We start from the raw sequence: 26687 nt of genomic DNA, 5'->3' as shown, positions 1-26687 counted from the left end.
ATGGATTGGGTCTTCGCCATGTTGGGCCTCGGTATCCTGCTTCTGGCGGGGGACAGCCTCGTGCGCGGGGCGGTCAACCTTGCGCTCCGGGTGGGGATTCCGGCGCTGATCGTGTCGCTGACCATCGTCGCCTTTGGCACCTCCGCGCCCGAGCTTCTGATCTCGATCCAGGCGATCCTGGCCAACGCGCCGGGCATCGCGCTCGGCAACGTGGTGGGCTCGAACACCGCTAATATCCTGCTGGTGCTAGGGGTTCCGGCGCTGATCGCCGTGATGCACACCTCCGAATGCGACAGCCGCAAGACCTATCTCATGATGATCGCCGCCTCGCTCCTCTTCATCGCGCTGGCTTTTCGCGGGGTGTTCGACTGGATCGCGGCGCTGGTGCTTCTGGCCGGGCTGGCGCTGATGCTGGGCGATTCCTTCCTGCATGCGCAACGCCACCGCCGTGACGCCGCCGCCGCCGCCGCCCTTCTGGACGAGGAAGAGGTCGAAGGCGCCGACCCCGACATGCCGTGGTGGAAGATCCTCGTCTTCCTCGCGCTGGGCCTTGTCGGGCTGCCGCTCGGGGCCGATCTGCTGATCGACGGGGCGAGCAGCATCGCGCGCCGCTATGGCGTCTCGGAATCGGTCATCGGTCTCACCCTCGTTGCCGTTGGCACCTCGCTGCCGGAACTGGCCACCACCGTCATGGCGGTGATCCGCCGTCAGGCCGACGTGGCGCTGGGCAACGTGATCGGCTCGAACATGTTCAACCTGCTGGCCATCATCGGGGTTGCCGCCCTGATCGGCCCGATCCCGGTCGATCCGCAATTCCTGCGCTTTGACCTCTGGGTGATGCTGGGCGCGTCGCTGCTGATCATCCCGTTCGTCTTTCTGGGCCGCGACATCACGCGGATCTGGGGCATCGGCCTCACCGCGCTTTACGCGGCCTATATCGCACTGGTGCTGACATGAGCGGTGCGGCACTCGTCACCGGCGGGGCCACGCGGCTCGGGGCGTCCATGGCGCTCTATCTTGCGCATCGTGGCTTTGACGTGGCGGTGCATTACCATTCCAACGCCGAGATGGCCCGGTCCGTCGCCGACGAGATCGCCGCGTCGGGCCACAAATCCGCATGTCTCAAGGCCGATCTGCTGCACGAGGCCCAGACCCGCAGCCTGGTCCACGAGGCGTCGCAGGCGCTGGGGCAGAAACTCACCCTGCTGGTCAACAACGCCTCGATCTTCGAACATGACACGATCCGCACCGGCACCCGTGAAAGCTGGGACCGGCATATCGAAACGAACCTGCGCGCGCCCTTCGTGCTGATCCAGCATTTCGCCGAACAGGCGCCGCGCGCCGAGACGGACAAGCGCGGCGAGCCGCGCGCCCGCGCCCTTGCCGTCAACATGATCGACCAGCGCGTGCGCAAGCTCACCCCCGAATTTGCCTCCTACACCATCGCCAAGATGGGGCTCTGGGCGCTCACCCGCACCGCCGCGCAAGGGCTCGCCCCCGATATCCGCGTCAATGCCATCGGTCCCGGCCCCACGCTCATCGGCGCACGTCAGAGCGAGCCGCATTTCGCCCGCCAACGCGCCAGCACGGTGCTGGAACGCGGCTCCAACCCCGAGGACATCACCGCCGCGCTGGGCTATTTCATCGACGCCCCGGCGGTCACCGGACAGCTTCTCTGCGTCGATGGCGGCCAGCACCTTGGATGGCAGACGCCGGATATTCTGGGCCCGGAATAGACCCGCCCCGCGCGCATCCGGTCAAAGTTTTGCACCGCGTACGAATGTGTTACGAATGCGTTACAAAAAGTTTAATGTTATCAATATTTTGCAATATGGTCAAAAAAATATTGTTGGATAACAACAGCTTGCATATCCGCCTATTTTTTAGGCAATCCAGCGAAGCAGGCCGAAAACAAGGAAAATTCCGCGCTGACCCAAAGATACCACCAGACTTATCCACAAGAATCGTGGACATGTTTTCTCTTGCCGAATGGGCAATAAGATTGCAGCCATCCCGAACGCACCCGAGGGAATCGAAGAGTCACCGCGATGAGCGACCATGAAGAAGACACCCCGCAACAAGAGGTTCCCGGCCACCGGGTGATCGCGGGCTATCTCAGAACGCTCGACGCGTCGCCGGGCGTTTACCGGATGCTCGATGCGCAAAACCGCGTGCTTTATGTCGGCAAGGCGCGCAACCTCAAGGCGCGCGTGTCAAGCTATGCGCGCCCCACGGGCCATTCGGCGCGCATCGCCCGGATGATCCGTGAAACCACCTCGATGATGTTCCTCACCACGCGCACCGAAACCGAGGCGCTGCTCCTCGAACAGAACCTCATCAAGCAGTTGAAACCGCTCTACAACGTGCTTTTGCGCGACGACAAGAGCTTTCCCAATATCCTCGTCACCGATCACCCCTTCCCGATGATCAAGAAACATCGCGGCGCGAAAAAGGAAAAGGGGCGCTATTACGGTCCCTTCGCCGGTGCCGGTGCGGTCAACCGCGCGCTGGCCCAGCTTCAGCGCGTGTTCCTGCTGCGCAACTGTTCGGACGCGATGTTCGAAAGCCGCACCCGCCCTTGCCTGCAATACCAGATCAAGCGCTGCACCGCGCCCTGCGTCGGCAAGATAAGCGAGGCGGATTATGCCCGATCGGTGCGCGATGCCGAACGCTATCTCTCGGGGCGCTCGACCGAGATCCAGGAAAATCTCGCCGCCGACATGCAGGCCGCATCGGACGCGATGGAGTTCGAGCGCGCCGCCGCCCTGCGCGACCGGATCAAGGCGCTCACACAGGTGCAGACGGCGCAGGGCATCAACCCGCGCAGCACCTCCGAGGCCGACGTGATCGCGCTCCATCTCGATGGCGGGCAGGCCTGTGTGCAGGTGTTCTTCATCCGCGCGGGGCAGAACTGGGGCAACCGCGATTTCTATCCGCGCGTGGGCTCGTCCGAGATCGAGGCCGCCGAGGTGCTCGAAGCGTTCATCGGCCAGTTTTACGACAACAAGGAACCGCCGAAACAACTCCTCCTGTCCCACCCGCTCGAAAATGCCGACCTGATGGCGCAGGCGCTGTCCGACAAGGCCGGGCGCAAGGTCGCAATCCTCGTGCCGCAACGGGGCGAAAAGGCCGAGCTGGTCGGCAACGCAGCCCGGAACGCCCGCGAAAGCCTGGCTCGCAAGATGGCCGAAACCGCGACTCAGGGCAGGCTGCTCAAGGGGTTGGCCGACGCCTTCGGCCTCGACGCGCCGCCCGCCCGGATCGAGGTTTATGACAACTCGCATATCCAAGGCGCCCACGCGGTCGGCGCGATGATCGTCGCCGGACCGGATGGGATGATGAAGAACCAGTATCGCAAGTTCAACATCCGTGGCGACGACCTCACCCCCGGTGACGATTTCGGCATGATGAAAGAGGTGCTGACCCGCCGTTTCAAACGCCTGATCAAGGATGACCCCGACCGTAGCGAAGGCCACTGGCCCGACCTTCTGTTGATCGACGGTGGCGCCGGGCAGGTTTCGGCGGTCAAGGAGATCATGGACGAGATGGGCGTTGCCGACATTCCGATGGTCGGCGTCGCCAAGGGCATCGACCGCGACGCGGGCAAGGAAGAGTTTCACCGCCCCGGCGCGCGGCCCTTCGCGCTCCGGCACAACGACCCGGTGCTCTATTTCATCCAGCGCCTGCGCGACGAGGCGCACCGCTTTGCCATCGGCGCCCACCGTGCCAAACGGTCCAAGGCGGTGGGCGCGACGCCGCTCGACGACGTGCCGGGCGTCGGCGCGACGCGCAAACGCGCGCTTCTGGCGCATTTCGGCAGCGCCAAGGCGGTGAGCCGTGCCGCCCTTGCCGATCTCAAGGCGGTCGAGGGGATTTCCGACAGCCTCGCCGAGAAGATTTATGATTTCTTCCACGACGCGGGCTGAGGCGGCGCGCGCCGCGTTAACCTCATGACTCGTTAAATTCGACCGGATTCCCCGGCAGCCGGATGGCAGCCGGGCGGCAGCCGGGAGTCACCCCCCCGATTTTTTGCCGCCTGCCTGCGTTAACCATGGTGCGCGGTGCCTTCCCTCGCGTTCGAATCCCGGCTAGAAACGGCGCGATGAGATGGACGATCCCCAATATCCTGACGCTTCTGCGTCTGATCGCTGCGCCGATGGTTCCAGTGATGTTTCTATATTTTACAAGGCCTTACGCCGATTGGGTCGCGCTCATGCTGTTCGTTTTCGCGGCCGTGACCGATTGGTTCGACGGCTATCTCGCCCGGGCATGGAAGCAGGAAACCAAGCTCGGCGCCATGCTCGACCCGATCGCCGACAAGGCCATGGTCCTGATCGCGCTCGCCACCATCATCGGGTATAGCGACGCCAGCTGGACACCACTTATTGTGTTGCCCGCGACCGTGATCATCTTTCGCGAGGTGTTCGTTTCAGGCCTGCGCGAATTCCTCGGCGACACCGCGGGAACGCTGGCCGTGACACCGATGGCCAAGTGGAAAACAACCGTGCAAATGATTGCAATTGCAGTGCTTTTTTCACAAGGTGTGTTCGAACATTATCTCGTCATGTCGTCCTGGGGGATGGATGACGCGATGATCGAAGGGATGATCTCCGGGGCGGCACAGGATACCCAAGGGCTGCGCTGGAAATACGAAGGCATGATCTGGGCCGGCAACCTGGGTGTGATCCTGTTGTGGTTCGCAGCCGTCCTGACGCTTCTTACCGGCTGGGATTATCTCAGGAAATCAACGCCCTTTCTGCGCGAGGATCACTGATGCAACTGCTTTATTTCGCATGGGTCCGCGAACGGATTGGCCTGCCACGAGAAACCATTGAAACCAAGGCCCGTACTGTCGCCGAACTCGTCGCCGAACTCAAAGCCCGCGAGGACCGATACGCGGCCGCCTTCGCCGATCTGTCGGCCCTACGCGTGGCACTCGATCAGGAACTGGCCGATTTCGACGCACCGCTGGATGGCGTGCGCGAAGTGGCATTTTTTCCCCCGATGACAGGGGGTTGAGATGGATATCCGGGTGCAATCCGACCCCTTTGATTTCGGCGCCGAGGCCGAGGCATTCGCCCAGCGTCAGGGCGGGATGGGGGCCGTCGTGACATTCACCGGAATCGTCCGCGATGCTGCGGGCAGCCTCGTTTCGATGGAGATCGAGCATTACCCCGGCATGACCGAAAAGGCGCTCGAAGAGCACGCGCACGAGGCATTAACCCGTTTTCAACTCGGGGACGTTCTGATTGTCCACAGATTCGGGGCGATGCGTCCCGGCGAAATGATCATGATGGTCGCCACCGCCGCACCGCATCGCGCAGACGCTTTTCAGGGGGCGGAATTCCTGATGGACTATCTCAAGTCCCGCGCGCCCTTCTGGAAGAAGGAAATCACGCGCTCTGGAACGGATTGGGTCGCGCCGCGGCACGAGGATGAGGATGCCCTTGGCCGTTGGTAGGTGACGCCGGGACAGGATTGCGTGCCGTGACCGGATCGGTAAGGACATGCGCATCATATGGGATGGATTGTGTTATGTCGGACATCTTGCAGGACTTCACCGAGGTATTGGCACCAAGGGTGCGGGGTGTTCTCAAGGGCACGGCGAAACTGATCCTCGAAGGCGAGGGATCGATCATGATGGATGCTGACGGCGCGCGGGTGGGTGACGGCGTGGCGGACGTGACACTAGAGGCCAAGGAAGCGGTGTTTCGCGCCATCATGGAGGGGTCGCAAAACCCGGTGATGGCCTATATGACCGGCAAGTTGAAGGTGGAGGGTAATCCACAGCGCGCGCTCAAGGTCAGTGCGATCCTGACGGGCGCGTGAGGGCCGAGCGGATCTTGCCAGCGGCGTAGCGGAGCAAAGCAATCAGGGCAAAGATGGTGATGTCATGAGGCTTTCCAATCGTATGGCCCGTTGGCTCTGGATCGAGGCGCAAGGGCTTTCACGAACACCGACGGGGCCGCTTGACCTGGCGGGCGTGATCCGCAATCTGGGCTTTGTTCAGCTTGACGCGATCCGGGTCGTGTCGCGGGCGCATCATCACATTCTGTGGTCGCGCAACCAGAATTATCGCGAACCGATGCTCGGTAACCTATTAGAATCGCGAGAAATATTCGAGCATTTCACACATGATGCCAGCCTTTTACCGATGGAATTCCTGCCGATGTGGCAACGCCAGTTTCGCCGCCGGGCCGCGCGGATTCGGAATGCATCGTGGTGGAAGGGGATGCCCGATGCGGCAGGGCGGGCCGAGATAAAGGCGAGGATCGAACGCGAGGGGCCGCTTTCAACACATGATTTCGACACTCGGATCAACGGCCCGAGGAAGATGTGGCAACGCCCGCCGCACAAGCTCGCCCTCGATTACATGTGGTATGCTGGCGAACTCGCCACCGCGCATAGGCGTAACTTTACCAAGTTCTATGATCTCGCCGAGCGGGTGTTCCCGCCCGAACGTCTGCAGGCCCAGATTGATGACGCGGAGCAGGTCGATTGGCTGTGCCGGGCCGCGCTGCGGCGCTGCGGTTTTGCAACCGCGGGTGAAATCCAGCGGTTCTGGGAGGCCATGGACAGCCGCGAGGTTAACGCCTGGATCGAGCGCAACAGGAAGAACCTGGTATCGCTTGAAATCGAAGGGGCCGATGGCACCGTGGCGCAAGCATGGGCCGAACCGGATATCGACACGCGGCTGGCCCGGCTGGCGAAACCCACGTCGCGTCTGCGCATTCTCAACCCGTTTGATCCCTTGATTCGGGACCGCGCCCGCTTGAAGCGGCTTTTCGGTTTTGACTACCGGGTTGAAATGTTCGTGCCTGCGGCCAAGCGGCAATGGGGGTATTATGTCTTCCCACTTCTCGAAGGTGACAGGTTCGTGGGGCGCGTCGAGGTCAGGGCCGATCGGAAGAAGAACCTGATTTCACTTGATAAAATGTGGGTTGAGCCGGGTGTTGTCTGGTCATCTGCCCGCGACGAAAGGCTTTCGGCGGAACTCTCGCGGCTTTCGCGGCTGACCGGCGCGACCGAGATCAGGCGCCCCTAGAGTCAAGCTGCGCACGCAGCGTTTCCGCCTCATGTCGCGCATCGCGAAGCCCGTCCATGGCCGCGGCAAGTTCGGCCTCGGTCTGCGCGATCTGATTGGTCAACTCGGCCTCTCGCTGCTGCAGATAGGTGATGGCCTGATCGCGCGTTTCCTCGGCTTCGTGCAATTCCTGTGACATCTTCTCCAGCTCTTCGATATCCGAGCGCGCCACCCGCGTGAAACGGTGAATGAGCCAATTGGCAAACCATCCCATGCAAAAGGCGACAAACAGGATGATTGCCGTTGCAATGATGAATTCAATTCTCGTCATCCGGGGTGTCCTCGTCTTGCGAAGCCGTGTCATCGGCTTCCGTCTCGGGATCGGCAGCGACGTCCTGTTCGATGCTTTCCAATGTGGTTTCCGTCTCTTCGATCGGTTCGGGAAGAACGACGCGGAACTCGATCCGGCGGTTGGCCTCGCGGCCTTCCTCGGTGCCGTTGTCCGCGATGGGCTGGGTCTCGCCATAGCCGACGGCGGTGAAGGTCGATGTAAGAACGCGCCGCTCGCGCAGACCGTTGAGAACCGATTGTGCCCGGGCCTGGCTGAGTTGCTGGTTCATCACTTCCCGCCCTTGACTGTCCGTGTGTCCTGCAATTTCGAGCCTTATGGGGCCACATTTCTTGAGGATGTCAGCGATATCGTCCAGCGTCTTGCGTGCGCCTGCGTCGATCGTGTCAGAACCGGGCTCAAAGCTGATCTTGCGCTCTGCCTGAACAGCCTCGATCTGTGCGCCGCATTCTTCGGGTGTAGGCACGCTTGCCACCGGATCGAGCTGTTCCTGGTAGGTGACATCTATGGTGAACCGCGACGCCTCGCCCAGCTTGTCCGACAACAGCCGGGAAATTCCCGCACTGGCGTCGGAGTTCCCGGTGTTGCCTCTGACCACGATCCGATCCGGGGACACGGTAACCGCACCGTTTGAAAGCTGTGCCAAAGCTTCGATTCCGGCCAGCACCCGCACTGCCCATCCTCTTGGAAGCGAGTCGTCGATGCGAGCGGAATTGTGGACCACGTCGGACCCGAAGCGTGCCCTTGCGAAACTGATGGCTGTCTGGCGCAGCAGTTCGTCACTGATACGCCCGCGCATGTGAACAAGGCCTTCGGGCGAAAGTGTCACCACGAATTCGGGTGGGCCTGAATCGCCGTTTTCAGCGGTTTGTGGCAGAACGGCGTGAACGGTGAACACCTCTGGCAAGGTGGTTTCGAGCTCACCGACCGTTTGATCGAAAAGCGACTGATCGGTGCCTTCGGCCGCCACGAGCGATATGTCCGCATCCGAGAAGGTGACAGAGCCTTTTCCGATCCTGTCCAGGGCGGCGATGGAGAGTGCGGCGGCGCGGGCCCAATTGGGGGACGGCACGCCAAGGCCTATAGTGCAGTTGGCCTTGCCTGCCATGCCGGCGGCCCGGGCGGCGGCAATGATCTGATCGCGCGCAGCCTCTGTATCGGCGGAACAACTGTCAAACCGGGCACTGTTTTCGTCAACTACGAAACGCAATGAAAACGGCGTGATGACAGGGCGGGGTGCCGAGATGTCGAGGACAAGTCCAAGGCCACGCGGCGCGGCACGGGCGAGGTCGGCCTCCAGTTTGCGTTTGGCATCGGGGCTGTCTGACATTGCCGTGATTTCAACCCGCTGGGCGTCGATCGAGACTTTTGATCTGGGCAGATCCTCCAGCGTTTCCAACCCGAACTGCAGGGCGGCATCCCATTCGGGAGGATGCGGATAATCTGCGGTTTCCAGCAGGTCGACCACGTTCCCATTCCCTGCAATGTCCTCCAGTTTTTCAAGGATGTCATCACGATCGGTCGTGGCCGGAATAAGCCCGATTAGCGAAATGCCCGCATCATTTCGCAATATCTCGATGGAAAATCGTGGTGGCGTAATGCCCTTGGTGGCTTGCACGTCCATGCGGTCGATCACCCGAGCGGCGTCAACCACACTTCCCGCGGAACTCACGGCAAGAAAACGCGATGCTTCGCTGGGTGCCGTACCGGTCAAAAAGACCCGAAGCCCGTCGGCATGGACCTCGGCCCATGTCAGGCCCTGGTCATCAAGCGAGCGCCGAACATCGATTTCAGAGTTTTCCTCGATCATGGTCACGGCAAAGCTGGCCGCGAACAGGCTGGCGATAGCCGCCGCAAGGAACGTACCAGCAATGATGAAGATTGAAGACAGGCGCATCTCGGACCGAAGTTTGGAAACCCTGACCGTTCTCTAGGCCCTGCTGCCCCGAGGTGCAATCAAAGGAATAGGGTGACGGCGAAAAACGGCAGAGGGATCAGCCCGGTATCGCGATTGGAGCGGAACAGCATGAGAAGCTTGTCGTTGTCATCAATATCAAGCATGCGAATTTGCCACACCATATGCCATCCCATGACGCAGGCCCCGGACAGCGCTATAAGGAGCGCCAGCGGGTTGCCTCGCTGGCCGATCATCGCCGCGATAATCGCCAGCCCCATGAGTGTAACCGTGCCGATCAGGAAGCGACGAAGCCAGATCGGTGTTTGCGTCCCGAACAGGCGTGCCGTTGATTTCACGCCGATCAGGGCATCATCTTCCTTGTCTTGATGTGCATAGATAGTGTCATAGAAAAGCGTCCATGAAATCCCCGCGAAATAGAGGATGATTGCCGGTGTCCCGAGAGTACCGGTATGCGCTGTCCACGCCAACAGTGTCCCCCAGTTGAAAGCGAGGCCGAGAAATATCTGTGGCCACCATGTGAAGCGTTTGGCGAAGGGGTAGATGGCGACCGGCAAAAGCGCCAGAATACCCAGAAGGATGGCGTTGACAGGGAAGGTCAAGAGAATAACGAAGGCCACGAGTGCCTGTGCCACCATCCAGGCCAACGCCATCTTCACTGAAACCTGCCCGGAAGGTATCGGGCGCGACCGGGTGCGCTCGACACTACCGTCGATGTCGCGGTCGGTTATGTCATTCCATGTGCAACCTGCCCCGCGCATAAGCCACGCCCCCAGCCCGCAGGCGAAAAATATCCACAGATCGAACCAGCGGGCCTGCCCGTCATGCAACATGGCGAGCAAGAGACCCCACCAGCACGGCAACAAAAGCAGCCATGTTCCGATCGGCCGATCAGCACGTGAAAGCCGGAAGTAGGGGCGGGTTGCGACGGGGGCGATCCGGTCAACCCAATTATCCTTTACGGCGTCTGCCACGGCATCGCCAACCTTGTGGTTGGGCTCTGGCGTATTCTCGGGTGCGGTCATATTGTCGGGTCCATGAAAACGGCAAAGATTAGATTGTATGTAGAGCACCCCTTGGGCCAAGGGCAAACCGTTCCTTTGGACCGGGCGCAGGCGCATTACCTTTTCGGCGTGATGCGCCTTGGCCATGGAGATGCAGTGTTGCTTTTCAACGGCCAGGATGGGGAATGGCGGTCTGAGGTGGTCGAGAAGGGTAAGCGTGGCGGCGTTTTGTCCTGTGTTGAACAGAGTGCACCGCAACGCGATCCGCCGGATTTGTGGCTGCTTTTTGCCCCGATCAAGAAGGCAAGAACCGATTTCATCGTCGAGAAAGCCGCCGAGATGGGTGCGGCGCGGATCTTGCCGGTGCAGACGGATTTTACCAATTCGGAACGTATTCGGCAGGACCGGTTGCAGACCCACGCGATCGAGGCGGCCGAGCAATGTGGTGGCACGTTCGTGCCCGAGGTCGCGCCGCTTGAACGTTTGGACAAGGTGTTGAACGACTGGCCGGAAGGTCGGCATCTGATGTTTTGCGACGAGACGTTGGCGGGAGGGGCATTTGTCCTTCCCGATAGATTTTCTGGGCAGTCATGGGCGATCCTGATTGGGCCGGAAGGCGGATTCTCCGAGGCCGAACGAAATCGGATCGCGGCGATGGACGGTGCCCATCCGGTCGCTTTGGGGCCGCGCATCCTGCGAGCCGATACTGCTGTGGTGGCGGCAATAACAGTATGGCAGGCACAATTGGGGGATTGGCTATGAACCTCGTGCGGCCCGAGGCGCGCGCGGCGATCTGGCGCTGGCGCGAGGTGTTGGTTGGCGCGCTTGTTACGGGGCTGGGCGCGAATTGGGCGTTTGGCGGTATCGGCATAATTCAGTGGATCGGCTGGCCCGTTCTTTTGCTCGGGTTTGCACTATTGATTACAGGCTTGCAACGGGCGCGGATCAGGCCGCGCAGCGGCGGAGTCGGGGTGGTCGAGCTTGACGAGGCACAGCTCACCTATTTCCTGCCCGAGGGGGGCATTGTCGTGCCGCTGTCATTGATTGCGCGAATCGAGATTGAGGCGTTGGGGGATGAAGAGCGTGGCGAAATCCTGTGGATATTCACCGATCGTGAAGGTCAGAAGGTACGAATTCCCGCTTCGGCGGCGGGGGCTGAACGACTCCTGGATGCGCTGGCGCAGTTTCCCGGCGCACATTACCAGAAAGTGATCGCAGCGTCGGCCGCACGAAAGCCGGAAAACTTCGTAATCTGGCAAGAACGGGTCGCGCGGCTGCATTGACACTTTCCTTCATTCGCAGCACTCCTTCGTTGATGTGCGAACAGATCGGAGAAAATTCCTATGTCCATTCCCCAATCCGGCGGCGGTCCGATCGAACGCCATGAACAACTTGCCGAGTATCTCGCTGAAGGTTGCAAACCCAAGCAGGACTGGCGAATTGGCACCGAGCATGAGAAGTTCGGGTATTGTAAGGATACACATTTACCCATTCCTTACCGTGGGGAGCGTTCGGTTCTGGCGGTGTTGGAAGGTTTGCGCGATCTGCGTGGGTGGGAAGCTCTGTATGAAGGCGAAAATATCGTTGGATTACAAAAGGATGGAGCGAATGTGAGTTTGGAGCCGGGGGGGCAGTTGGAGCTTTCGGGGGCGCCGCTGGAGACGATCCACCAGACTTGCGACGAGGTTAACCAACACTTAGCGGATGTTAAGGATATCGCCGACAAGGTGGGTGTCGGTTTCATCGGGCTTGGAGCGGCGCCCGAATGGGCGCATGAGCAGATGCCGATGATGCCCAAGGGGCGTTACAAGCTGATGACCGATTACATGGGCCGGGTCGGCACGCTGGGCACGGCGATGATGTATCGCACCTGCACGGTGCAGGTGAATCTCGATTTCTCCACCGAGGCCGACATGGTCCAGAAGATGCGCGTGGCGCTGGCGCTGCAACCGGTGGCCACGGCGCTTTTTGCCAACTCGCCGTTTTTCGAAGGCAAGGTGAATGGCTGGAAATCATGGCGCGCGCATATCTGGCAGAATCTCGACGCGGCGCGCACGGGCATGTTGCCCTTTGTCTTCGACGAAGGATTCGGGTTCGAGGCCTGGGTCGAATACGCGCTCGATGTGCCGATGTATTTCGTCTATCGCGACGGGAAGTACATCGACGCGCTGGGCCAGAGTTTCCGTGATTTTCTAAAGGGTAAGCTGCCCGCGCTGCCCGGTGAGACGCCCACTCTGAGCGACTGGGCCGACCATCTGACCACGATCTTTCCCGAGGCGCGGGTCAAGCAATTCATCGAGATGCGCGGCGCCGATGGCGGCCCGTGGCGCAGGCTGTGCGCGCTGCCCGCCTTCTGGGTCGGGCTGACCTATGACCAGACCGCGCTCGATGCGGCGTGGGACCTGGTCAAGGGCTGGGATGCCGAGACCCGCGAGGCGCTGCGCGTGGCGGCCGGCAAGGACGGGCTGCATGCGCAGGTGGGCGACATCAACATGCGCGATCTGGCACGGCAAACGCTTGAGATTTCTCGCGAGGGTCTGCGGGCCCGGGCCCGGCCCGGGGCGGGCGGCATGGTGCCCGATGAGCGCCATTTCCTGCACGCGCTGGAGGACAGCGTGACCGATGGGAAGGCCCCGGCCGACGAGCTTCTCGATCTCTATCATGTCGAGTGGAACGGCGATCTGAGCCGGATCTACGAGGGCTACGCCTACTGAATCCGTAAACGAAAGGTTAAGCGAAATTAACCTTTCTAAACGGATTTCGGCCCGGAATCGGCGTATGATTCCCGGCTGTTTTGCGTCTGACTCCCGGCTGCCGGAGGATTCATCTGCCGAAAACGGCCCAAAGGGTTAATTCGGCAGCGCGCGGTGGGTTTCTGTTGGGTTAGGGATTATATCGCGTTTGATTGGTTTCACGTCGCCTGGGCCGGTGTCGAATCGGCTTGGACGGACAACCAACGAGAAGGGGGGCTGAGCCGATCAAACGCGACATACCCTGACGCGCCATCCGCCTGCGGCCACGACTCAGTTCTGCCCGATCCGGGGTTCGGTCCCGGTGCGCAGCCGCGAAATGTTGGCGCGGTGCCGCCAGAAGATCAGAAGCGTCAGCGCGATCCCGAGGAAGAACGCGGTGCCATGGCCCAGCACCAGCATCCAGATGGTCGAACTGCCCGCCGCAACCAGCGCCGAAAGCGACGAGATGCGGGCGATCACGGCGGTGGCAAGCCATGTCAGGCAGGCGGCAATGCCAACGGGCCAAGCGAGCGCCAGCAGGATGCCAAGGAAGGTGGCCACGCCCTTGCCGCCGCGAAATTCGAGCCAGACGGGATAGCAATGGCCCAGAAAGGCGAAGAGCGCCGCGACCTGCGCCGCATCCTCGCCCGCGATGGCGCGCCCGGCGAGAACGGCGACCGCCCCCTTGCCGCCATCGAGAATCAACGTCAGCGCCGCCGCGCGCTTGTTACCTGTGCGCAGCACGTTCGTCGCGCCGATATTGCCCGAGCCGATCTTGCGCAGATCGCCCAGTTTCAGCGCGCGGGTCAGCAGCAGGCCGAAGGGCACGGACCCGAAAAGGTATCCGATCACCGCCCAGAGGGCGAGGGTGGTCAAACTGGTCTCGATCACGGGCATCAGCCGAACACTTTTTCTCCGCCGACAAAGGTTATCAGCACCTTACCTTGCATGCGCGCGCCGTCAAACGGTGTGTTCTTGGATTTCGACCGAAGTTTGAAACGGTCGAGCACGAAGGGCTTGTCGGGATCGAACAACACCAGATCGGCGGGCGTGCCGGGTGCCAGCCGCCCCGCGGGCAGGCCGAGCCGTTTCGCCGGGTTGAGCGCAAGGGCGCGGAAGAGTTGTGGCAGGCTGAGCTGGTCGGCGTGAAAGAGACGAAGGGCGGCGGGCAGCAAGGTTTCGAGCGCGACCGCGCCGCTCGCGGCCTCGTCGAAGGGCAGGCGCTTGCTTTCCTCGTCCTGCGGCGTGTGCATCGAGGAGATGATGTCGATCAGCCCCGAGCGCACGGCATCGACCGTGGCGAAGCGGTCATCCTCGGACCTGAGCGGCGGTTTGACCTTGAAGAAGGTGCGGTAGTCGGACACGTCCATTTCGTTCAGGGTGAGGTGATGGATCGAGGTGCCCGCGGTGATGTCGAGCCCGTTCCTTTTGGCCCGTTCGAGGGCGGGCAGGGCGCGGGCGGTGGTGATCTGGTCGGCGTGATAGCGCGCGCCGGTCATTTCCAGAACCGCGATGTCGCGATCGAGCGCCATGCGTTCGGCCATCGGGGTGACGCTGGCCAGCCCGCGCAGCGAGGCGAATTTTCCCGAGGTGGCCGAGGCCGCCGCCGAAAGGATCGGTTCCTGCACATGGGCGATGACCAGCGCGCCGAGGCTGCGCGCATAGGTGAGGGCGCGGGAAAAGACCTTGGTGTCGGAGATGACCCGGTCGCAATCGGTGAATCCCACGGCACCCGCGTCGAGCAGGAAGCCGATCTCGGTCATCTCGCGGCCCTCGCGGCCCTTGGTGAGCGCGGCCATGGGCAGGACATTGACCGGCGCCGCCTCGTTCGCGCGGCGGCGGACGAATTCGAGCACTTCGGGCGTGTCGATGGCCGGGAGCGTGTCGGGCCGCGTGACCATGGTGGTGACGCCGCCCGCCGCGGCGGCAAGCCCGGCGGAACGATAGCTTTCCTTGTGCCGTTCGCCGGGTTCGCAGACCTTGACGCCGATATCGACGATGCCGGGGGCGAGGCATTTGCCGTCGCAGTCGACGATGTGATCGGCGGCGGGTTCGCCCGCGCCGGACGGGCCGGTCGCGCCGATCGCGGTGCCGTCGATCAGCAGCCAGCCGGGCGTGTCGGTCTGGGCCTCGGGGTCGATCAGGCGGGCATTGGTCAGAAGGGTCTTCATCGGCGGTGCCTTTGATTATGCGTTGGTGTCACGGCCGTCCCCCGGCCGCGATCCGTTCGATCCGTGCCTTGGTTGCATGGGCGTCGGACTGGTACTTGATCAGGTGCTTGTCGCCCGTCACGGTCACGATCTGGACCGCCGACAGGAAGGTGTTGATATGCTTGATCTCGCGCAGGCCGACCATGCGCGTGCCGGGGCCGAGCAGGCGGCGATCGGTCAGATCCCAGCGCACGGCCAGCTCGTCCGAGGCGACATACCAGCCGCGCAGGGCGATGGCACCCAGCCCGCCGATGGCGCCGGTCCAGACATGCGGATTGCCCAGCGCCCAGAGGATCACCATGCCCGCAGCCATCGCGATGGCGGCCATGGAGGCATGATCGCGGACATAGGTCTGGCGGTCGGCGCGGAAGCTGAGCAGCACCTCTTCGCCATCGGCCAGCGGGGTCGAGGGGGTGTTGGCGTAGCGCAGGTCGGCGGAGGGGTCGGGCATGAGGGTTCTCAATTTGCCTGGGGTTGGTTCTGGGCCGCCTCGATGCGGCGGCGGATATCGCGCGGGCCCGGGACAAAGCGGATCGTGGTGGCGGTGCCGCCGGTCAGGCCGATGCGCAGGCTCCACCAGAACCACGGGCGCATCCACGCGATCCCCGAGAGCGGCACGGTGGCCTGTTCCCCGGGGGTGTCGGCACTCTCGTAGATCAGGCGGCGGTCGGTCAGATACCAGCAATCGCCGCGGCGCCGGACCCATGTGGCATAATCGTCGAAGACAAAGACATAGACCAGCGTCAGCACCGGCAGCGCCAGAAGCCATTGCCACCAGATCAGGAAGCCGAACCCGGAGAGCCCGAGCGCGGTCACGAACCCCAGGAGCAGGGCGCGCTGGGCAAAGAGCCAGAACCGCGGCCGCCACATGGCGAGCACGGTTTCGCCTGCGACCAGCGGGGTCTGGGGGCCGGGGTGGTGTGGTTCGAGGGTCATGTGAGCACCGCCAGCAGCGTCAACGCGACCAGTCCCAGCACCAGGAGCGCGAGGATCAGGCGGCGCTTGCGGCCCGGTCTTGCGGGCGTGGTCGCGCTGTCCCCGGTTGTCGCCGCGCCCGGGCGGGTGGCGGCGTCGGAGGGCAGGCGCTCGAAAATCACCGGCGGTCGGTCCTCATGAAGCGTGGCGACGAGGCGCAGGGGCGCGCGCGGCTTGATCGTCTGCGCCCTGCCACCGAAGGCGCGCGAGGTGACGATCAGCGCATGGCCCTTCATCCCGTCGAGCCGTTGCCGCAGGGGGGCGAGTTCCTCGGCCCCGATGCCGTGCCCTTCGGCGAGATACTCCGTCAGGCCGACTCCTTCGAGATCGGCAATGTCGAAAAACAGCAGGTGGTCTGGGTCGAGCCAATCCGCCCCGAGTGCCGCGCGCAGCGGCCATGTGCCGTTGCGCCGGTTGAAGTGGGCGGCCTCGTCCGGGGGCAGATCGACGGCGAAAAGGCGTACCACACCCTGTTCGCTGGACCTGATCTCGGTGCTGGTGGGGGTCACGCCATGACCTTTCTCTCCCGCGCGCGCGCTTCGCGCAGGTTGCGGGCGAGGATGTCCATCGCCGCCATGCGAACGGCGACCCCCATCTCGACCTGTTCCTGGATGACCGACCGGTTGATGTCGTCGGCGATTTCGCCGTCGATCTCGACGCCCCGATTCATCGGACCGGGATGCATCACGATCGCGTCTTCCTTGGCAAAGGCGAGCTTCTCGGTATCGAGGCCGAAACGGTGGAAATACTCGCGCTCGGACGGGATGAAGCCGCCATCCATGCGCTCGCGCTGAAGGCGCAGCATCATCACCACGTCGACATCCTTCAAGCCTTCGCGCATGTCTTCATAGACCTCGACCCCGAATTCGCCGATCCGCGCGGGCATGAGCGTGGGCGGGCCGACCAGCCGGACGCGGTTTTCCATCTTGCCCAGCAGCAGGATGTTCGAGCGCGCCACCCGGGAATGCGCGATATCACCGCAGATCGCGATGCTGAGCCGGTGCAGCCGCCCCTTGGCGCGCCGGATGGTCAGCGCATCCAGAAGCGCCTGCGTGGGATGCTCATGGCGCCCGTCGCCTGCGTTGAGCACCGCGCAGCGCACTTTCTGCGACAAGAGATCGACCGCGCCGGAATGCGGATGCCGCACGACCAGCAGGTCGGGATGCATGGCGTTGAGCGTAAGCGCCGTGTCGATCAGCGTCTCGCCCTTCTTGATCGAGCTGGCCTGCATGGCCATGTTCATCACATCCGCGCCCAACCTTTGACCGGCCAGCTCGAAACTGGCCTGCGTGCGGGTCGAGTTTTCAAAAAACATGTTGATCTGGGTCAGACCGGCAAGGGTTTCGGTGTGCTTGCGCGCCGACCGGTTGAGGTCGACATATTGATCGGACAGATCCAGCAGCGTGGTGATGTCGGCGGGCGCGAGCGGCTCGATGCCCAGAAGGTGACGGTGTGGAAAGCTCATGGCCTTACTCCCCTTGCAAGCGGGCCTCGCATGATCCGCCCGGTTATAGGAAGCGCACAGGTGGGTGTCCAGCCGATGCGGCAGATGATGCGTCGGGGTCTGCCCGCCTGTCTCTTTCTTGGTGAAAATACTCAATTCGACGGTGGCGGATTGCGCGATGCCCGAAAGTCATGCGCATAGGGGCCAACCCGGCCGGGCCGAGCGTCAGCGAGGCCCCGCCGCGACGCGCGAAGCGCGGCGCAATACCTCAGGCCGTGGCATGGCGAATGAGTGGTTCAGGCCGGCGCGGGGTTGCGCTAGGCTACCGCAATGGAATCGCACATGGGATATCACGCGGCGCGGGCGGCCCTCGAATGGCAGATCGAGCTCGGCGCGGACGAGGCGATCGGGGATGCCCCGGTGGTGCGGTATGGCCTGCCTGAAAAGGTGACGGGACCGGATGCGGCAAAACCGGAAAAACCGGCGTCACCCGCCCCGGTGCAAGCCACGCCATTGCCCGAGCCGGAGCGGGGCGACCCGGTGGCCGTTGCGCGCGAGGCGGCAGAGGCGGCGACCGACCTTGTCGCGTTGCGCGCCGCCATGGACGCCTATGAGCTTTGCGATCTCAAGCGTGGCGCGCGCCAGCTTGTGTTTGCCGACGGTCAGCCGGGCGCGCGGGTGATGATCATCGGCGAGGCGCCGGGGCGCGACGAGGATCGCGAAGGGCGGCCTTTCGTGGGTGCCGCCGGGCAGTTGCTCGACCGGATGCTGGCGGCAATCGGCATGGCGCGGGCGGGCGAGGGAGAGGCGGTCTATATCACCAACGTGATGCCGTGGCGCCCGCCGCAGAACCGCGATCCGAAACCCGAAGAGATCGCCATGATGCTGCCCTTTCTCGGGCGGCATGTGGAACTGGCCGCGCCTGATATCCTTGTCGTGATGGGCAACACGAGCTGTCAGGCGGTGCTGGGCCAACGCGGGATCACGCGGCTGCGCGGCACATGGTCCGAGGCATTTGGCCGTCCGGCGCTGCCTATGTTTCACCCCGCCTATCTGTTACGAAACCCGGGGGCCAAGCGCGAAGCCTGGGCCGATTTGTTGAGTTTGAGGGCGAGATTGGAGACCGGGTCATGAGAGTGCTGGGGTTTTCCGATGTGCATGCGAGTGCAAAGGCGATGCGCACCGTGGCCGAGGCGGCGGATGGCGCCGACCTGGTGATCGGGGCGGGGGATTTCTGTCATATGCGGCAGGGATTGCGCGATATCCTGTCGGTGCTGGACGGGATCGCGGCGCCCATGGTTCTGGTGCCCGGCAATGTCGAGAGCGCCGAGGAATTGCGCCGGGACGCGCCAAAGGGCGCGGTGGTGCTGCACGGGCAGGGGCATGTGATCGGCGGGCTGCGCCTTTTCGGGCTCGGGTATGCGGTGCCGCCGCCGCCCTTTGGCGACTGGTCCTGCAACCTGGGCGAAGACGAGGCCGAGGCGATGCTGGCTGCCTGCGAGGCCGCCGATATCCTGATCAGCCATTCGCCGCCCAAGGGCGTGGTTGACCGGACATCGACGGGGATTTCGGTCGGCTCCGTGGCGGTGCGCGGGGCCATAGAGCGGGTGCAGCCCCGGCTTGTCCTGTGTGGGCATGTGCACGAATGCTGGGGCGAGCGGGGCAAGATCGGGCAAAGCGAGGTGGTCAACCTCGGCCCGGTGGTCAACTGGTTCGAGTTCGAGGCGGGGATCTAGGCATGGGAAAGATCGACGAGAGCAAGGATTTCCTGCCGGTGCGGATCGCGGTTCTGACCGTGTCGGATACGCGCGACATGAGCGAAGACCGTTCGGGCGAGGTGTTGGTCGGGCGGATCGAGGCGGCGGGGCATGTACTGGCCGACCGGATGATCGTGCGCGACGAGCGCGACCAGATCGCCGATCAATTGCGCGAATGGATCGCGCGCGACGATGTGGACGCGATCATTACGACCGGCGGCACCGGGTTGACCGGGCGCGACGTCACGGTCGAGGCGCATCGCGATGTCTATGAAAAGGAGATCGAGGCCTTTGCCACGGTCTTTACCATGGTGAGCATGCAGAAGATCGGCACCAGCGCGGTGCAGAGCCGGGCGACAGGGGGCGTTGCGGGGGGCACCTATCTTTTTGCCCTGCCGGGAAGCCCGGGGGCCTGTCGCGACGCATGGGACGAGATCCTGCAATGGCAGTTCGACTATCGTCACAGCCCCTGCAATTTCGTCGAGATCATGCCGCGGCTGGACGAGCATCTGAGGCGGAAATGAGCGGCGGGTTTCGCGTTGTCGGCCCGCTGCCGGACCCCGTGGGGTGGCGCGGGGCGGCGGTTTTGGCGCGTGACCGGCAGGGCCGGGTGCTGATGCAGCTTCGCGACGATGCGGCGGGGATCGTGGCGCCCGGCAAATGGAGCCTGTTCGGGGGCGGTATCGAGCCGGGCGAGACGCCCGAGTTGGCGGCGCGGCGGGAGTTTCGCGAAGAAACCGGGATCGACATCACGGCCGACGCCTTGCATCCGCTGGTCATGTTCGCAAGCCAGGCCCGGATCGACGGGGTGGTGCATGTCTTCACGCTTGATCGGCGTGTCGAGACGGGGGATGTCACGCTGAGCGAAGGGGCGGGGTTCGGTTTTCTGACCCGGTCGCAGGTGGCGCAGTTCGATCTGATCGAGAATTTTCGCGGTATCCTTCTGGAACTGGAAGATTTTTGAGACGGCAAGCGACGGAAGCGGGGCAGTCGCACGTAAGACAATCGTGATGTGGCAACGGGCTTGGCAATTCACGGGGCCACGATAGACTTGACCGTCGGGACGTAACGGCGGATTTCGAAGGTATGAAACGATGCGATTTCTGCGCCAGAGCCTGACCGGGCTTTTTCTGTTCTCGCTGGCATTGGGCGTGCTTTTCTATGCCGGATACACCTTGCAACAGGCGGTCGAGGCGCGCATGGCGCGCGAGGCGCGGGTGCCGCAAAGTCGCGAGCGTGAGTTCGCGGTCCGGGTGATGCGCGCCGAAGCCGGGCGGGTTGCGCCGGTCCTGACCTCCTATGGCGAAGTGAAGAGCAGCCGGACTCTGGACATTCGCGCGGCGGTGGGTGGCCGGGTGATCGAATTGTCCGATGATTTCGTCGAGGGCGGCCATGTGCAGGAGGGTGCGCTTCTGGTGCGGATCGACCCGGCGGATGCGCAGGATGCGCGGGACCGCGCCGCGAGCGACCTAGAGGATGCGCGGGCCGAGGCGCGCGACGCCGCGCGCGGGCTCGATCTCGCCCGCGACGAGTTGGCGGCGGCGGAAGAGCAGGTGGTGCTGCGCGAACGCGCCCTGCAACGACAGATAGATCTGCGCCAGCGCGGTGTCGGCACGGATGCGGCGGTGGAAACCGCCGAACTCGCCGCGAGTGCCGCGCGCGCGGCGGTTCTCACGCGGCGGCAAGCGATCGCACAGGCGGAAGCGCGGGTGGACAACGCCGAAACGCGCAAGGCCCGGGCGCGGATCGCGCTGGGCGAGGCCGAACGCAGGCTGGCCGATATGGAAATCCACGCCGGGTTTACCGGCACGCTGAGCGGGGTGAACCTTGTCGAGGGTGGGTTGGTGTCGGCGAATACGCTTTTGGCGGAACTGGTCGACGAAACCGCGCTTGAGGTGGCGTTCCGGGTGTCGACCCGCGATTATGTCCGGCTTTTGGGAGATGAGGGTCGTTTGCGCCGGGCGCCGGTGCGGGCGATCCTCGACGTGTTCGGCATTGATGTGACCGCGCAGGGACAGCTTGTCCGCGATAGCGCGGCGGTGGGCGAAGGCCAGACCGGGCGGCTTTTGTTCGCGCGACTGGACGGGGCACGGGAGTTCAAGCCGGGTGATTTCGTCACGGTCGAGATCGTCGAGCCACCGCTCGACGGGGTGATCGTGTTGCCTTCGGGCGCGCTTGGATCGGCGGGCGATGTTCTGGCGCTGGATGACGAGGGGCGGCTTGAACGGGTCGAGGTCGAATTGTTGCGGCGGCAGGGGGATGAGATCGTGATCCGGGCCGAGGGCCTTGCCGGGCGCGAGGTCGTGACCCACCGGACGCCGCTTCTTGGGCCGGGGATCAAGGTGCGCCCGTTGCGCAGCGGTCCGGCCGAGGCTTTGAGCGAACCCGAGATGCTTGAACTGAGCGAGGAGCGGCGGGCGCGGCTTGTCGCTTTTGTCGAGGATAACGGGCGGATGCCGGAGGCGGTCAAGAGCCGCATTCTGGCAGAGCTTGCGCAACCGAAAGTCCCCGCCGAGACGGTCACGCGCATCGAAGCGCGCATGGGGGGCTGATCCATGGCGCTACGCGATCCGGGTGGCATTCTAAGCTATTTCGTGCGGCATGCGACCGCCGCGAACCTGTTGCTGGTGGTTCTGATCATTGCCGGTCTGGCGGCCGTGCCACGGATGCGGGCACAGTTCTTTCCCGATGTGATCATCGACAGCGTGAGCGTGAGCGTGGTCTGGGAGGGCGCAGGGGCCGAGGACGTGGACGCGGCGATTGTCCAGTTGCTGGAGCCCGCGCTTCTTGCGGTCGAGGGGGTGGAAAGCTCGACCGCATCCTCGCGTGAGGGGCGGGCGCAGATATCGCTGGATTTCGAGCCGGGCTATGACATGGCGCGCGCCGCCGACGATGTGCAGTCGGCGGTCGATCAACTGACCACCTTTCCCGAAGAGGCCGAAGACCCAAGGGTCACGCGCGGCGCATGGCGCGACCGGGTGACGGATGTGGTCATCACCGGGCCGGTCGCGAGCGAGCAACTGGGCCGCTTTGCAGACGAATTCGTGACCCGGCTGTTTGCCGCCGGGGTCACGCGCACCACGATCCGGGGCGTCGCCGCGCCGCGCACGATCATCGAGGTGCCCAGTGTCAGCCTCATTGCCCATGATATCAGTTTTGCCGAGATTGCGCAGGCCATTGCCGCCGAGGTCGATGCCGATCCGGCGGGCGATGTCGAAGGGGCCAACGCCCGGGTGCGCACCGGGGTGGAAAAGCGCGATGTCGACCAGTTGGCGCAGATCGTGCTGCGATCTTCGACGGACGGATCGAAACTGACCGTGGGGGATGTGGCGCGGTTGCGGGTCGAGGGGATCAGCCGCAACCGGAGCTACTTCGTGGGCGAGAACCCGGCGATCTCGGTTCGGGTGGACCGCTCGGCGCAGGGCGATGCGATTGCTATCCAGCGGCAGGTCGAGGAGGTCGCCGCAGAGATGGAGGCGACATTGCCCGCGGGTGTCGGGATCGACCTGATCCGGACTCGTGCCGAGGCGATCAGCGGGCGGCTCAACATATTGATCGATAACGGGGCCGTGGGGCTGGCGCTGGTCGTGGGGCTGTTGTTCCTGTTTCTCAATGCGCGCACCGCGTTTTGGGTGGCGGCGGGTATCCCGGTATCGATGTTGACCGCGATCGCGCTCATGTATGCGTTCGGTTTGACCATCAACATGATCTCGCTTTTCGCGCTGATCATCACGCTGGGCATCGTGGTGGACGATGCCATCGTGGTGGGCGAGCACGCGGATGCGCGTGTGAAACGCGGCGAGGGGCCGGTCGAGGCCGCCGAGAACGCGGCGCGGCGCATGGCGTTGCCGGTCTTTGCCGCGAGCCTGACCACGATCATCGCGTTTTTCGCCCTGACCGCGATTTCGGGTCGGTTCGGCGACATGATTGCCGATATTCCTTTCACGGTGATCGCGGTCCTGGCGGCGAGCCTGGCCGAGTGTTTCCTGATCCTGCCGCACCACATGGCCCATTCGCTGCATCGCGCGGGGATGCGCGATCACTGGTATGACCTGCCGTCGCGGGTGGTGAACCGGGGGTTCGTCTGGGTGCGCGAGACGCTGTTTCGCCCGTTCATCGCGGGTGTCGTCTGGATGCGGTATCCGGTGCTGGCCGGAACGATTTTGCTGCTGGCCATTCAGGTCGCGCAGGTCGTGCGGGGCGATGTGCAATGGCGGTTTTTCAACGCGCCCGAGCAGGGCAGCGTGACCGGCAACTGGGCGATGGTGCCGGGGGCGACGCGGGCCGACACGATCGAGCAGATGCGCCTGATGCAGGGCATGATCGAGGACCTGGCGCAGGAATACGAGACGCGCCATGGCCGCAACCCGATCGACTATGCCATCGCCGAGGTGGGGGGCAATTCCGGTCGCCCGCTGCCCGGGTCGGACGTGAAGGATGCCGATCTTCTGGGCGGGATCGCCATCGAATTGATCGACGCCGATTTGCGCCCCTATTCCAGTTTCGCCCTCGTGGCCGAATTGCAGGAGCGGGTGGAGCGCCATCCTATGACCGAAACGCTGAGTTTCCGCGGCTGGCGGTCGGGGCCGGGGGGCGAGGCGCTCGACGTGCAGTTCTATGGTGCGGATGCCGAGACGCTCAAGACGGCGGCGGAGGCGTTGAAAGAGGCGATGAACCGCTATCCCGAGGTCAGCGCGGTCGAGGACAACCTGGCCTATGACAAGGATGAGTTGATTCTTGAACTGACCCCGCAGGGGCAGGCGTTGGGCTTTACCATTGACGGGTTGGGTCGGGTGCTGCGCCACCGGCTGAACGGGCTTGAGGCGGCGACCTATCCCGACGGGCCGCGCAGCGCCGAGATCCGCATCGAACTGCCGCGTGGGGAATTGTCGGCGGATTTCCTTGAACGCAGCCAGATGCGCACGCCGCAGGGCCAGTACGTTCCACTGGTCGATATCGTCGAGGTGGAGACCCGGGCCGGGTTCTCGACCGTGCGGCGCGAGAACGGGCTGCGCACCGTGTCGGTGACGGGCGACATATCCGAGGACGATCCGGCCCGCGCCGAGGAAATCATGCGCGCGCTGGAAACCGAGATCCTGCCCGATATCGCGAGCCTGCACCAGGTCGAATGGCGCCTGTCGGGCCTGTCCGAACAGGAGGACGAATTCCTCAACGATGCGCTTTTGGGGCTGATCCTGAGCCTTGTGGGCATCTATGCCGTGCTGGCCTGGGCCTTTTCGAGCTGGACCCGGCCGGTGGTGGTGATGGCGATCATTCCCTTTGGCCTTGTCGGCACGATTTATGGCCATGCGGCCTGGGATGTGCCACTCAGCATGTTCACGGTGGTGGGCTTGCTGGGCATGACCGGGATCATCATCAACGACTCGATCGTTCTGGTGACCACGATCGACGATCATGCGCGCGAGCGTGGTCTGATCCCGTCGATCATCGACGGGGCGGCGGACCGGCTCAGGCCGGTTATGCTCACCACGTTGACCACGGTTCTGGGGCTGACCCCGCTGTTATACGAGCAATCGCAACAGGCGCAGTTTCTCAAGCCGACGGTGATCACGCTGGTTTACGGGCTGGGCTTTGGTGTGCTCCTGGTGCTGCTGGTGGTCCCGGCCCTGATGGCCGTGCAATCGGACCTGGGGCGGCAGTTCACCGCGTTGCGGCGCGGGGTGCGTGGCCATGGCGCGGGGCCGGTGCATTGGGCGGTGTTGCTGGGCGGGCTGGCGAGTCTGGGGTGGTTGGCGGCAACCATGGGGCATGTGGCGCTTGCGGGCGGTGTTTGGCCGCCGCTGGCCGGGCGTTTGCCCTTCGATGGCGCGCCGATGGTCAAGGCACTCGGTCTCTTCCTTGCCGGGGCGTTGGTGATCGCGGTGCTGGGCTTTGGATTGGCGGCGATATCGTGGCGTCTGACACGCCGATTCATGAGCCAGCGTTCGGCCCGGGGGTAGGCGCGTTTCTGCAGGTGCGAGGCACCCGGCTGGACCTTGAGCCGCAGGATCGCTAAAAGTGACCCGGTTCGCATGGCGCCTGCGTGAGCGGGCGGACTGGAACGGGGAGGAGCTTTGCGCAATTGCATCGGTCTTGTGGCAATCGTGGCCTTGGTGGGATGTTCGGACCCGCTGAGCGATGTGCCGCGCCTCTCCGATACGCAGCTCGATGGCCCCGAGCCGGTGGCCGAGGTCGCGGCCGCCCCGGATGAAACCGAGGAAGATGTGGGCTTTTTCCAGAGATTGCTGCGTCCGCGTGACGTTGGTGCGGTCGATGGCGACGATGATGAGCCCGTTGCGTCCGACGATGAAACGGACACGGTGGCATCGGAAGACGCGGCGTCAGCGGATGTGGCGTCGGACGATGCAGAAACCGCGCCGCGCGCGCAAAAGCAGGGCGGTTTTTGGGACCGGCTCTTTGGGCCCGAGAGGGCCGAGACCGTGACGTCGGAGCGCGGCGGCGATGCGGCCGGGCCTGCCGCGTCGGAATACCGGGGGCGCGGCGGGCAAGCGCGGCCAGGGCTTTTCAGCAATAACAAGGCGGCGCGCCGGACGGGCGCGGATGCGCGCGAGGTCGCCCCGGGCGAGGTGCTGCCCTTTGGGGATGTCGCGCGCGCCTGTCATGTCGGGCGGGGCGATCTGGGGCATGAGGTCGGGCAATATCCCGAGAAGCGACCGAAATACCGCCTTTATGACAGCAATCCGGGACACCCGGGATTGAACAGTTTCTATATCACCGGCTTCGCGGATGGTTGCCCGCGGCAGATCACGGCGGCGCTTGCGGTGTTCGGCGCGCCCTCGATGTACGAGGCGCTGCGCTATGGCTTGCCGGAAAGCGCGCGCACCGGAAGAGAGACCGACCGGGCCTATGAAAGGGTCAAATCGCGGGTTTGCGGGGTCAGCCGCAACAAACCCTGCGGCAACCGCATTGGCCGAATGGATCGCGGCACCGTGTTCGTCAGCGTGTACAACCGGTTCGAAGGTGCGGACGGGTGGATGAATATCCTGATCCATGACGGGGTGATTCAGGCCATGGCGCCGGGTGGCTGATCCGCTTCATCAGTAGTGCGGCGGCTTTTCCTGCCCGGTGAAGACGTGGCTGCCCTGATCCGCCTCGCGCTCGGCTTCGCGCTGCATCAGCATCTCGACCCGGCGCCTGAGCGTGGCGATGTCGTCGGCTTGCCGCGTGACGATCTCGGACAGGTCATCGACGCTGCGTTCGAGATGGGCGATTTTCTCTTCCAGTCGATCCATGGTTTCGGCAGGTAGCCCTGCCTG

The 26687-nt window shown here is 63.7% G+C and carries 28 protein-coding genes; 18 read left to right on the top strand and 10 right to left on the bottom strand.

The features are described 5' to 3' along the window. The 8 genes from FLO80_RS16630 to FLO80_RS16595 all read left to right on the top strand — a co-directional run bounded on the left by FLO80_RS16630 (position 1) and on the right by FLO80_RS16595 (position 7045). Positions 1-957, top strand: a complete 957-nt coding sequence (locus FLO80_RS16630) for a calcium/sodium antiporter (RefSeq protein WP_111367699.1) — start codon at positions 1-3, stop codon at positions 955-957. Continuing rightward, the gene (locus FLO80_RS16625; RefSeq protein WP_111367701.1) at positions 954-1736 is read left to right on the top strand and encodes an SDR family oxidoreductase; all 783 of its coding nucleotides are present in this window, start codon (positions 954-956) and stop codon (positions 1734-1736) included. The genes FLO80_RS16630 and FLO80_RS16625 overlap by 4 nt, the downstream gene beginning before the upstream one ends. Before the next feature lie 312 nt (positions 1737-2048). Then, positions 2049-3926 carry an excinuclease ABC subunit UvrC gene (uvrC, locus tag FLO80_RS16620; RefSeq protein ID WP_111367703.1) on the top strand — a complete coding sequence of 626 codons (1878 nt, stop codon included), beginning with the start codon at positions 2049-2051 and terminating at the stop codon, positions 3924-3926. 176 nt (positions 3927-4102) lie between these two features. Then, complete coding sequence (gene pgsA, locus FLO80_RS16615; protein ID WP_111367705.1) at positions 4103-4774, top strand: CDP-diacylglycerol--glycerol-3-phosphate 3-phosphatidyltransferase; 672 nt, start codon at positions 4103-4105, stop codon at positions 4772-4774. Further along, positions 4774-5019 (top strand): molybdopterin converting factor subunit 1, encoded by a 246-nt coding sequence (gene moaD, locus FLO80_RS16610; RefSeq protein WP_111367707.1) that lies wholly within the window; start codon positions 4774-4776, stop codon positions 5017-5019. The genes pgsA and moaD overlap by 1 nt, the downstream gene beginning before the upstream one ends. 1 nt (position 5020) lies before the next feature. Further along, positions 5021-5461, top strand: coding sequence for a molybdenum cofactor biosynthesis protein MoaE (locus tag FLO80_RS16605; RefSeq protein WP_111367709.1), 441 nt, complete (start codon positions 5021-5023; stop codon positions 5459-5461). Between the two features lie 74 nt (positions 5462-5535). Further along, entirely contained in the window at positions 5536-5829 is a 294-nt protein-coding gene (locus tag FLO80_RS16600) for an SCP2 sterol-binding domain-containing protein (RefSeq protein ID WP_111367711.1), read from the top strand. Between the two features lie 64 nt (positions 5830-5893). After that, the gene (locus tag FLO80_RS16595; RefSeq protein WP_111367713.1) at positions 5894-7045 is read left to right on the top strand and encodes a winged helix-turn-helix domain-containing protein; all 1152 of its coding nucleotides are present in this window, start codon (positions 5894-5896) and stop codon (positions 7043-7045) included. On the opposite strand, the gene FLO80_RS16590 is transcribed toward FLO80_RS16595, so the two are convergent. From FLO80_RS16590 to ubiA, 3 genes are read right to left on the bottom strand one after another with little or no spacing between them, the layout of a single operon-like run. Further along, positions 7032-7355: a hypothetical protein gene (locus FLO80_RS16590; protein ID WP_111367715.1), complete on the bottom strand. Its 324-nt coding sequence runs from the start codon at positions 7353-7355 to the stop codon at positions 7032-7034. The genes FLO80_RS16595 and FLO80_RS16590 overlap by 14 nt on opposite strands. Continuing rightward, complete coding sequence (locus tag FLO80_RS16585) at positions 7342-9270, bottom strand: OmpA family protein (RefSeq protein WP_111367717.1); 1929 nt, start codon at positions 9268-9270, stop codon at positions 7342-7344. The genes FLO80_RS16590 and FLO80_RS16585 overlap by 14 nt, the downstream gene beginning before the upstream one ends. A gap of 59 nt (positions 9271-9329) precedes the next feature. Continuing rightward, on the bottom strand, positions 9330-10313 hold the full coding sequence (ubiA, locus tag FLO80_RS16580) for a 4-hydroxybenzoate octaprenyltransferase (protein ID WP_246156711.1): 984 nt from the start codon (positions 10311-10313) through the stop codon (positions 9330-9332). Between the two features lie 12 nt (positions 10314-10325). Here ubiA and FLO80_RS16575 point away from each other — a divergent pair, with 12 nt between their 5' ends. Genes FLO80_RS16575 through FLO80_RS16565 form a run of 3 tightly spaced genes read left to right on the top strand, consistent with a single transcriptional unit; the run spans position 10326 to position 13006 of the window. Beyond that, positions 10326-11054 carry a 16S rRNA (uracil(1498)-N(3))-methyltransferase gene (locus FLO80_RS16575; RefSeq protein ID WP_111367838.1) on the top strand — a complete coding sequence of 243 codons (729 nt, stop codon included), beginning with the start codon at positions 10326-10328 and terminating at the stop codon, positions 11052-11054. Further along, on the top strand, positions 11051-11575 hold the full coding sequence (locus FLO80_RS16570) for a hypothetical protein (RefSeq protein ID WP_111367719.1): 525 nt from the start codon (positions 11051-11053) through the stop codon (positions 11573-11575). The genes FLO80_RS16575 and FLO80_RS16570 overlap by 4 nt, the downstream gene beginning before the upstream one ends. A 60-nt stretch (positions 11576-11635) precedes the next feature. Then, entirely contained in the window at positions 11636-13006 is a 1371-nt protein-coding gene (locus tag FLO80_RS16565; protein WP_111367721.1) for a glutamate--cysteine ligase, read from the top strand. 309 nt (positions 13007-13315) lie between these two features. Here the strand turns inward: FLO80_RS16565 and plsY are convergent, their stop codons facing one another. Genes plsY through FLO80_RS16535 form a run of 6 tightly spaced genes read right to left on the bottom strand, consistent with a single transcriptional unit; the run spans position 13316 to position 17674 of the window. Next, positions 13316-13921: a glycerol-3-phosphate 1-O-acyltransferase PlsY gene (gene plsY, locus FLO80_RS16560; RefSeq protein WP_111367723.1), complete on the bottom strand. Its 606-nt coding sequence runs from the start codon at positions 13919-13921 to the stop codon at positions 13316-13318. Continuing rightward, a complete protein-coding gene (pyrC, locus tag FLO80_RS16555; RefSeq protein WP_111367725.1) occupies positions 13921-15195 on the bottom strand; it encodes a dihydroorotase in 1275 nt (424 codons plus the stop codon). Before pyrC ends, plsY begins: the two co-directional genes overlap by 1 nt. A gap of 28 nt (positions 15196-15223) precedes the next feature. After that, positions 15224-15685, bottom strand: coding sequence for a hypothetical protein (locus tag FLO80_RS16550; protein WP_111367727.1), 462 nt, complete (start codon positions 15683-15685; stop codon positions 15224-15226). Positions 15686-15693: 8 nt separating this feature from the next. Continuing rightward, complete coding sequence (locus FLO80_RS16545) at positions 15694-16170, bottom strand: hypothetical protein (RefSeq protein WP_111367729.1); 477 nt, start codon at positions 16168-16170, stop codon at positions 15694-15696. Then, positions 16167-16718, bottom strand: a complete 552-nt coding sequence (locus tag FLO80_RS16540) for a hypothetical protein (RefSeq protein WP_111367731.1) — start codon at positions 16716-16718, stop codon at positions 16167-16169. The genes FLO80_RS16545 and FLO80_RS16540 overlap by 4 nt, the downstream gene beginning before the upstream one ends. Next, positions 16715-17674 carry an aspartate carbamoyltransferase catalytic subunit gene (locus tag FLO80_RS16535; protein ID WP_111367733.1) on the bottom strand — a complete coding sequence of 320 codons (960 nt, stop codon included), beginning with the start codon at positions 17672-17674 and terminating at the stop codon, positions 16715-16717. The genes FLO80_RS16540 and FLO80_RS16535 overlap by 4 nt, the downstream gene beginning before the upstream one ends. Before the next feature lie 309 nt (positions 17675-17983). On the opposite strand from FLO80_RS16535, the gene FLO80_RS16530 reads away from it, so the two are divergent. From FLO80_RS16530 to FLO80_RS16500, 7 genes are all read left to right on the top strand, one after another. Beyond that, entirely contained in the window at positions 17984-18787 is an 804-nt protein-coding gene (locus FLO80_RS16530; protein WP_111367735.1) for a uracil-DNA glycosylase, read from the top strand. Further along, the gene (locus FLO80_RS16525) at positions 18784-19389 is read left to right on the top strand and encodes a metallophosphoesterase family protein (RefSeq protein WP_111367737.1); all 606 of its coding nucleotides are present in this window, start codon (positions 18784-18786) and stop codon (positions 19387-19389) included. Before FLO80_RS16530 ends, FLO80_RS16525 begins: the two co-directional genes overlap by 4 nt. A gap of 2 nt (positions 19390-19391) precedes the next feature. Next, on the top strand, positions 19392-19934 hold the full coding sequence (gene moaB, locus FLO80_RS16520; protein ID WP_111367739.1) for a molybdenum cofactor biosynthesis protein B: 543 nt from the start codon (positions 19392-19394) through the stop codon (positions 19932-19934). Then, positions 19931-20374 carry an NUDIX hydrolase gene (locus FLO80_RS16515; protein WP_111367741.1) on the top strand — a complete coding sequence of 148 codons (444 nt, stop codon included), beginning with the start codon at positions 19931-19933 and terminating at the stop codon, positions 20372-20374. Before moaB ends, FLO80_RS16515 begins: the two co-directional genes overlap by 4 nt. Positions 20375-20504: 130 nt before the next feature. Then, positions 20505-21962, top strand: coding sequence for an efflux RND transporter periplasmic adaptor subunit (locus tag FLO80_RS16510; protein WP_111367743.1), 1458 nt, complete (start codon positions 20505-20507; stop codon positions 21960-21962). A gap of 3 nt (positions 21963-21965) precedes the next feature. Then, the gene (locus FLO80_RS16505; protein ID WP_111367745.1) at positions 21966-25370 is read left to right on the top strand and encodes an efflux RND transporter permease subunit; all 3405 of its coding nucleotides are present in this window, start codon (positions 21966-21968) and stop codon (positions 25368-25370) included. Between the two features lie 114 nt (positions 25371-25484). Beyond that, positions 25485-26459, top strand: coding sequence for a hypothetical protein (locus tag FLO80_RS16500; protein WP_111367747.1), 975 nt, complete (start codon positions 25485-25487; stop codon positions 26457-26459). A 9-nt stretch (positions 26460-26468) separates the two neighbouring features. Here the strand turns inward: FLO80_RS16500 and FLO80_RS16495 are convergent, their stop codons facing one another. Next, the gene (locus tag FLO80_RS16495; RefSeq protein ID WP_111367749.1) at positions 26469-26663 is read right to left on the bottom strand and encodes a SlyX family protein; all 195 of its coding nucleotides are present in this window, start codon (positions 26661-26663) and stop codon (positions 26469-26471) included. Between the last annotated feature and the right edge of the window lie 24 nt (positions 26664-26687).

Source organism: Aquicoccus porphyridii, from assembly GCF_008369105.1.
GTDB lineage: Bacteria > Pseudomonadota > Alphaproteobacteria > Rhodobacterales > Rhodobacteraceae > Aquicoccus > Aquicoccus porphyridii.
The sequence above is the reverse complement of the archived record's forward strand: the minus strand, read 5'-3'. Positions and strand labels throughout refer to the sequence as shown.

What these genes read in the sequence shown, in the direction of transcription:
- FLO80_RS16630 (WP_111367699.1), top strand. Translation starts at nt 1, where the DNA reads ATGGATTGGGTCTTCGCCATGTTGGGCCTCGGTATCCTGCTTCTGGCG.
- FLO80_RS16625 (WP_111367701.1), top strand. Translation starts at nt 954, where the DNA reads ATGAGCGGTGCGGCACTCGTCACCGGCGGGGCCACGCGGCTCGGGGCG.
- uvrC (WP_111367703.1), top strand. Translation starts at nt 2,049, where the DNA reads ATGAGCGACCATGAAGAAGACACCCCGCAACAAGAGGTTCCCGGCCAC.
- pgsA (WP_111367705.1), top strand. Translation starts at nt 4,103, where the DNA reads ATGAGATGGACGATCCCCAATATCCTGACGCTTCTGCGTCTGATCGCT.
- moaD (WP_111367707.1), top strand. Translation starts at nt 4,774, where the DNA reads ATGCAACTGCTTTATTTCGCATGGGTCCGCGAACGGATTGGCCTGCCA.
- FLO80_RS16605 (WP_111367709.1), top strand. Translation starts at nt 5,021, where the DNA reads ATGGATATCCGGGTGCAATCCGACCCCTTTGATTTCGGCGCCGAGGCC.
- FLO80_RS16600 (WP_111367711.1), top strand. Translation starts at nt 5,536, where the DNA reads ATGTCGGACATCTTGCAGGACTTCACCGAGGTATTGGCACCAAGGGTG.
- FLO80_RS16595 (WP_111367713.1), top strand. Translation starts at nt 5,894, where the DNA reads ATGAGGCTTTCCAATCGTATGGCCCGTTGGCTCTGGATCGAGGCGCAA.
- FLO80_RS16590 (WP_111367715.1), bottom strand. Translation starts at nt 7,355, where the DNA reads ATGACGAGAATTGAATTCATCATTGCAACGGCAATCATCCTGTTTGTC.
- FLO80_RS16585 (WP_111367717.1), bottom strand. Translation starts at nt 9,270, where the DNA reads ATGCGCCTGTCTTCAATCTTCATCATTGCTGGTACGTTCCTTGCGGCG.
- ubiA (WP_246156711.1), bottom strand. Translation starts at nt 10,313, where the DNA reads ATGACCGCACCCGAGAATACGCCAGAGCCCAACCACAAGGTTGGCGAT.
- FLO80_RS16575 (WP_111367838.1), top strand. Translation starts at nt 10,326, where the DNA reads ATGAAAACGGCAAAGATTAGATTGTATGTAGAGCACCCCTTGGGCCAA.
- FLO80_RS16570 (WP_111367719.1), top strand. Translation starts at nt 11,051, where the DNA reads ATGAACCTCGTGCGGCCCGAGGCGCGCGCGGCGATCTGGCGCTGGCGC.
- FLO80_RS16565 (WP_111367721.1), top strand. Translation starts at nt 11,636, where the DNA reads ATGTCCATTCCCCAATCCGGCGGCGGTCCGATCGAACGCCATGAACAA.
- plsY (WP_111367723.1), bottom strand. Translation starts at nt 13,921, where the DNA reads ATGCCCGTGATCGAGACCAGTTTGACCACCCTCGCCCTCTGGGCGGTG.
- pyrC (WP_111367725.1), bottom strand. Translation starts at nt 15,195, where the DNA reads ATGAAGACCCTTCTGACCAATGCCCGCCTGATCGACCCCGAGGCCCAG.
- FLO80_RS16550 (WP_111367727.1), bottom strand. Translation starts at nt 15,685, where the DNA reads ATGCCCGACCCCTCCGCCGACCTGCGCTACGCCAACACCCCCTCGACC.
- FLO80_RS16545 (WP_111367729.1), bottom strand. Translation starts at nt 16,170, where the DNA reads ATGACCCTCGAACCACACCACCCCGGCCCCCAGACCCCGCTGGTCGCA.
- FLO80_RS16535 (WP_111367733.1), bottom strand. Translation starts at nt 17,674, where the DNA reads ATGAGCTTTCCACACCGTCACCTTCTGGGCATCGAGCCGCTCGCGCCC.
- FLO80_RS16530 (WP_111367735.1), top strand. Translation starts at nt 17,984, where the DNA reads ATGGAATCGCACATGGGATATCACGCGGCGCGGGCGGCCCTCGAATGG.
- FLO80_RS16525 (WP_111367737.1), top strand. Translation starts at nt 18,784, where the DNA reads ATGAGAGTGCTGGGGTTTTCCGATGTGCATGCGAGTGCAAAGGCGATG.
- moaB (WP_111367739.1), top strand. Translation starts at nt 19,392, where the DNA reads ATGGGAAAGATCGACGAGAGCAAGGATTTCCTGCCGGTGCGGATCGCG.
- FLO80_RS16515 (WP_111367741.1), top strand. Translation starts at nt 19,931, where the DNA reads ATGAGCGGCGGGTTTCGCGTTGTCGGCCCGCTGCCGGACCCCGTGGGG.
- FLO80_RS16510 (WP_111367743.1), top strand. Translation starts at nt 20,505, where the DNA reads ATGCGATTTCTGCGCCAGAGCCTGACCGGGCTTTTTCTGTTCTCGCTG.
- FLO80_RS16505 (WP_111367745.1), top strand. Translation starts at nt 21,966, where the DNA reads ATGGCGCTACGCGATCCGGGTGGCATTCTAAGCTATTTCGTGCGGCAT.
- FLO80_RS16495 (WP_111367749.1), bottom strand. Translation starts at nt 26,663, where the DNA reads ATGGATCGACTGGAAGAGAAAATCGCCCATCTCGAACGCAGCGTCGAT.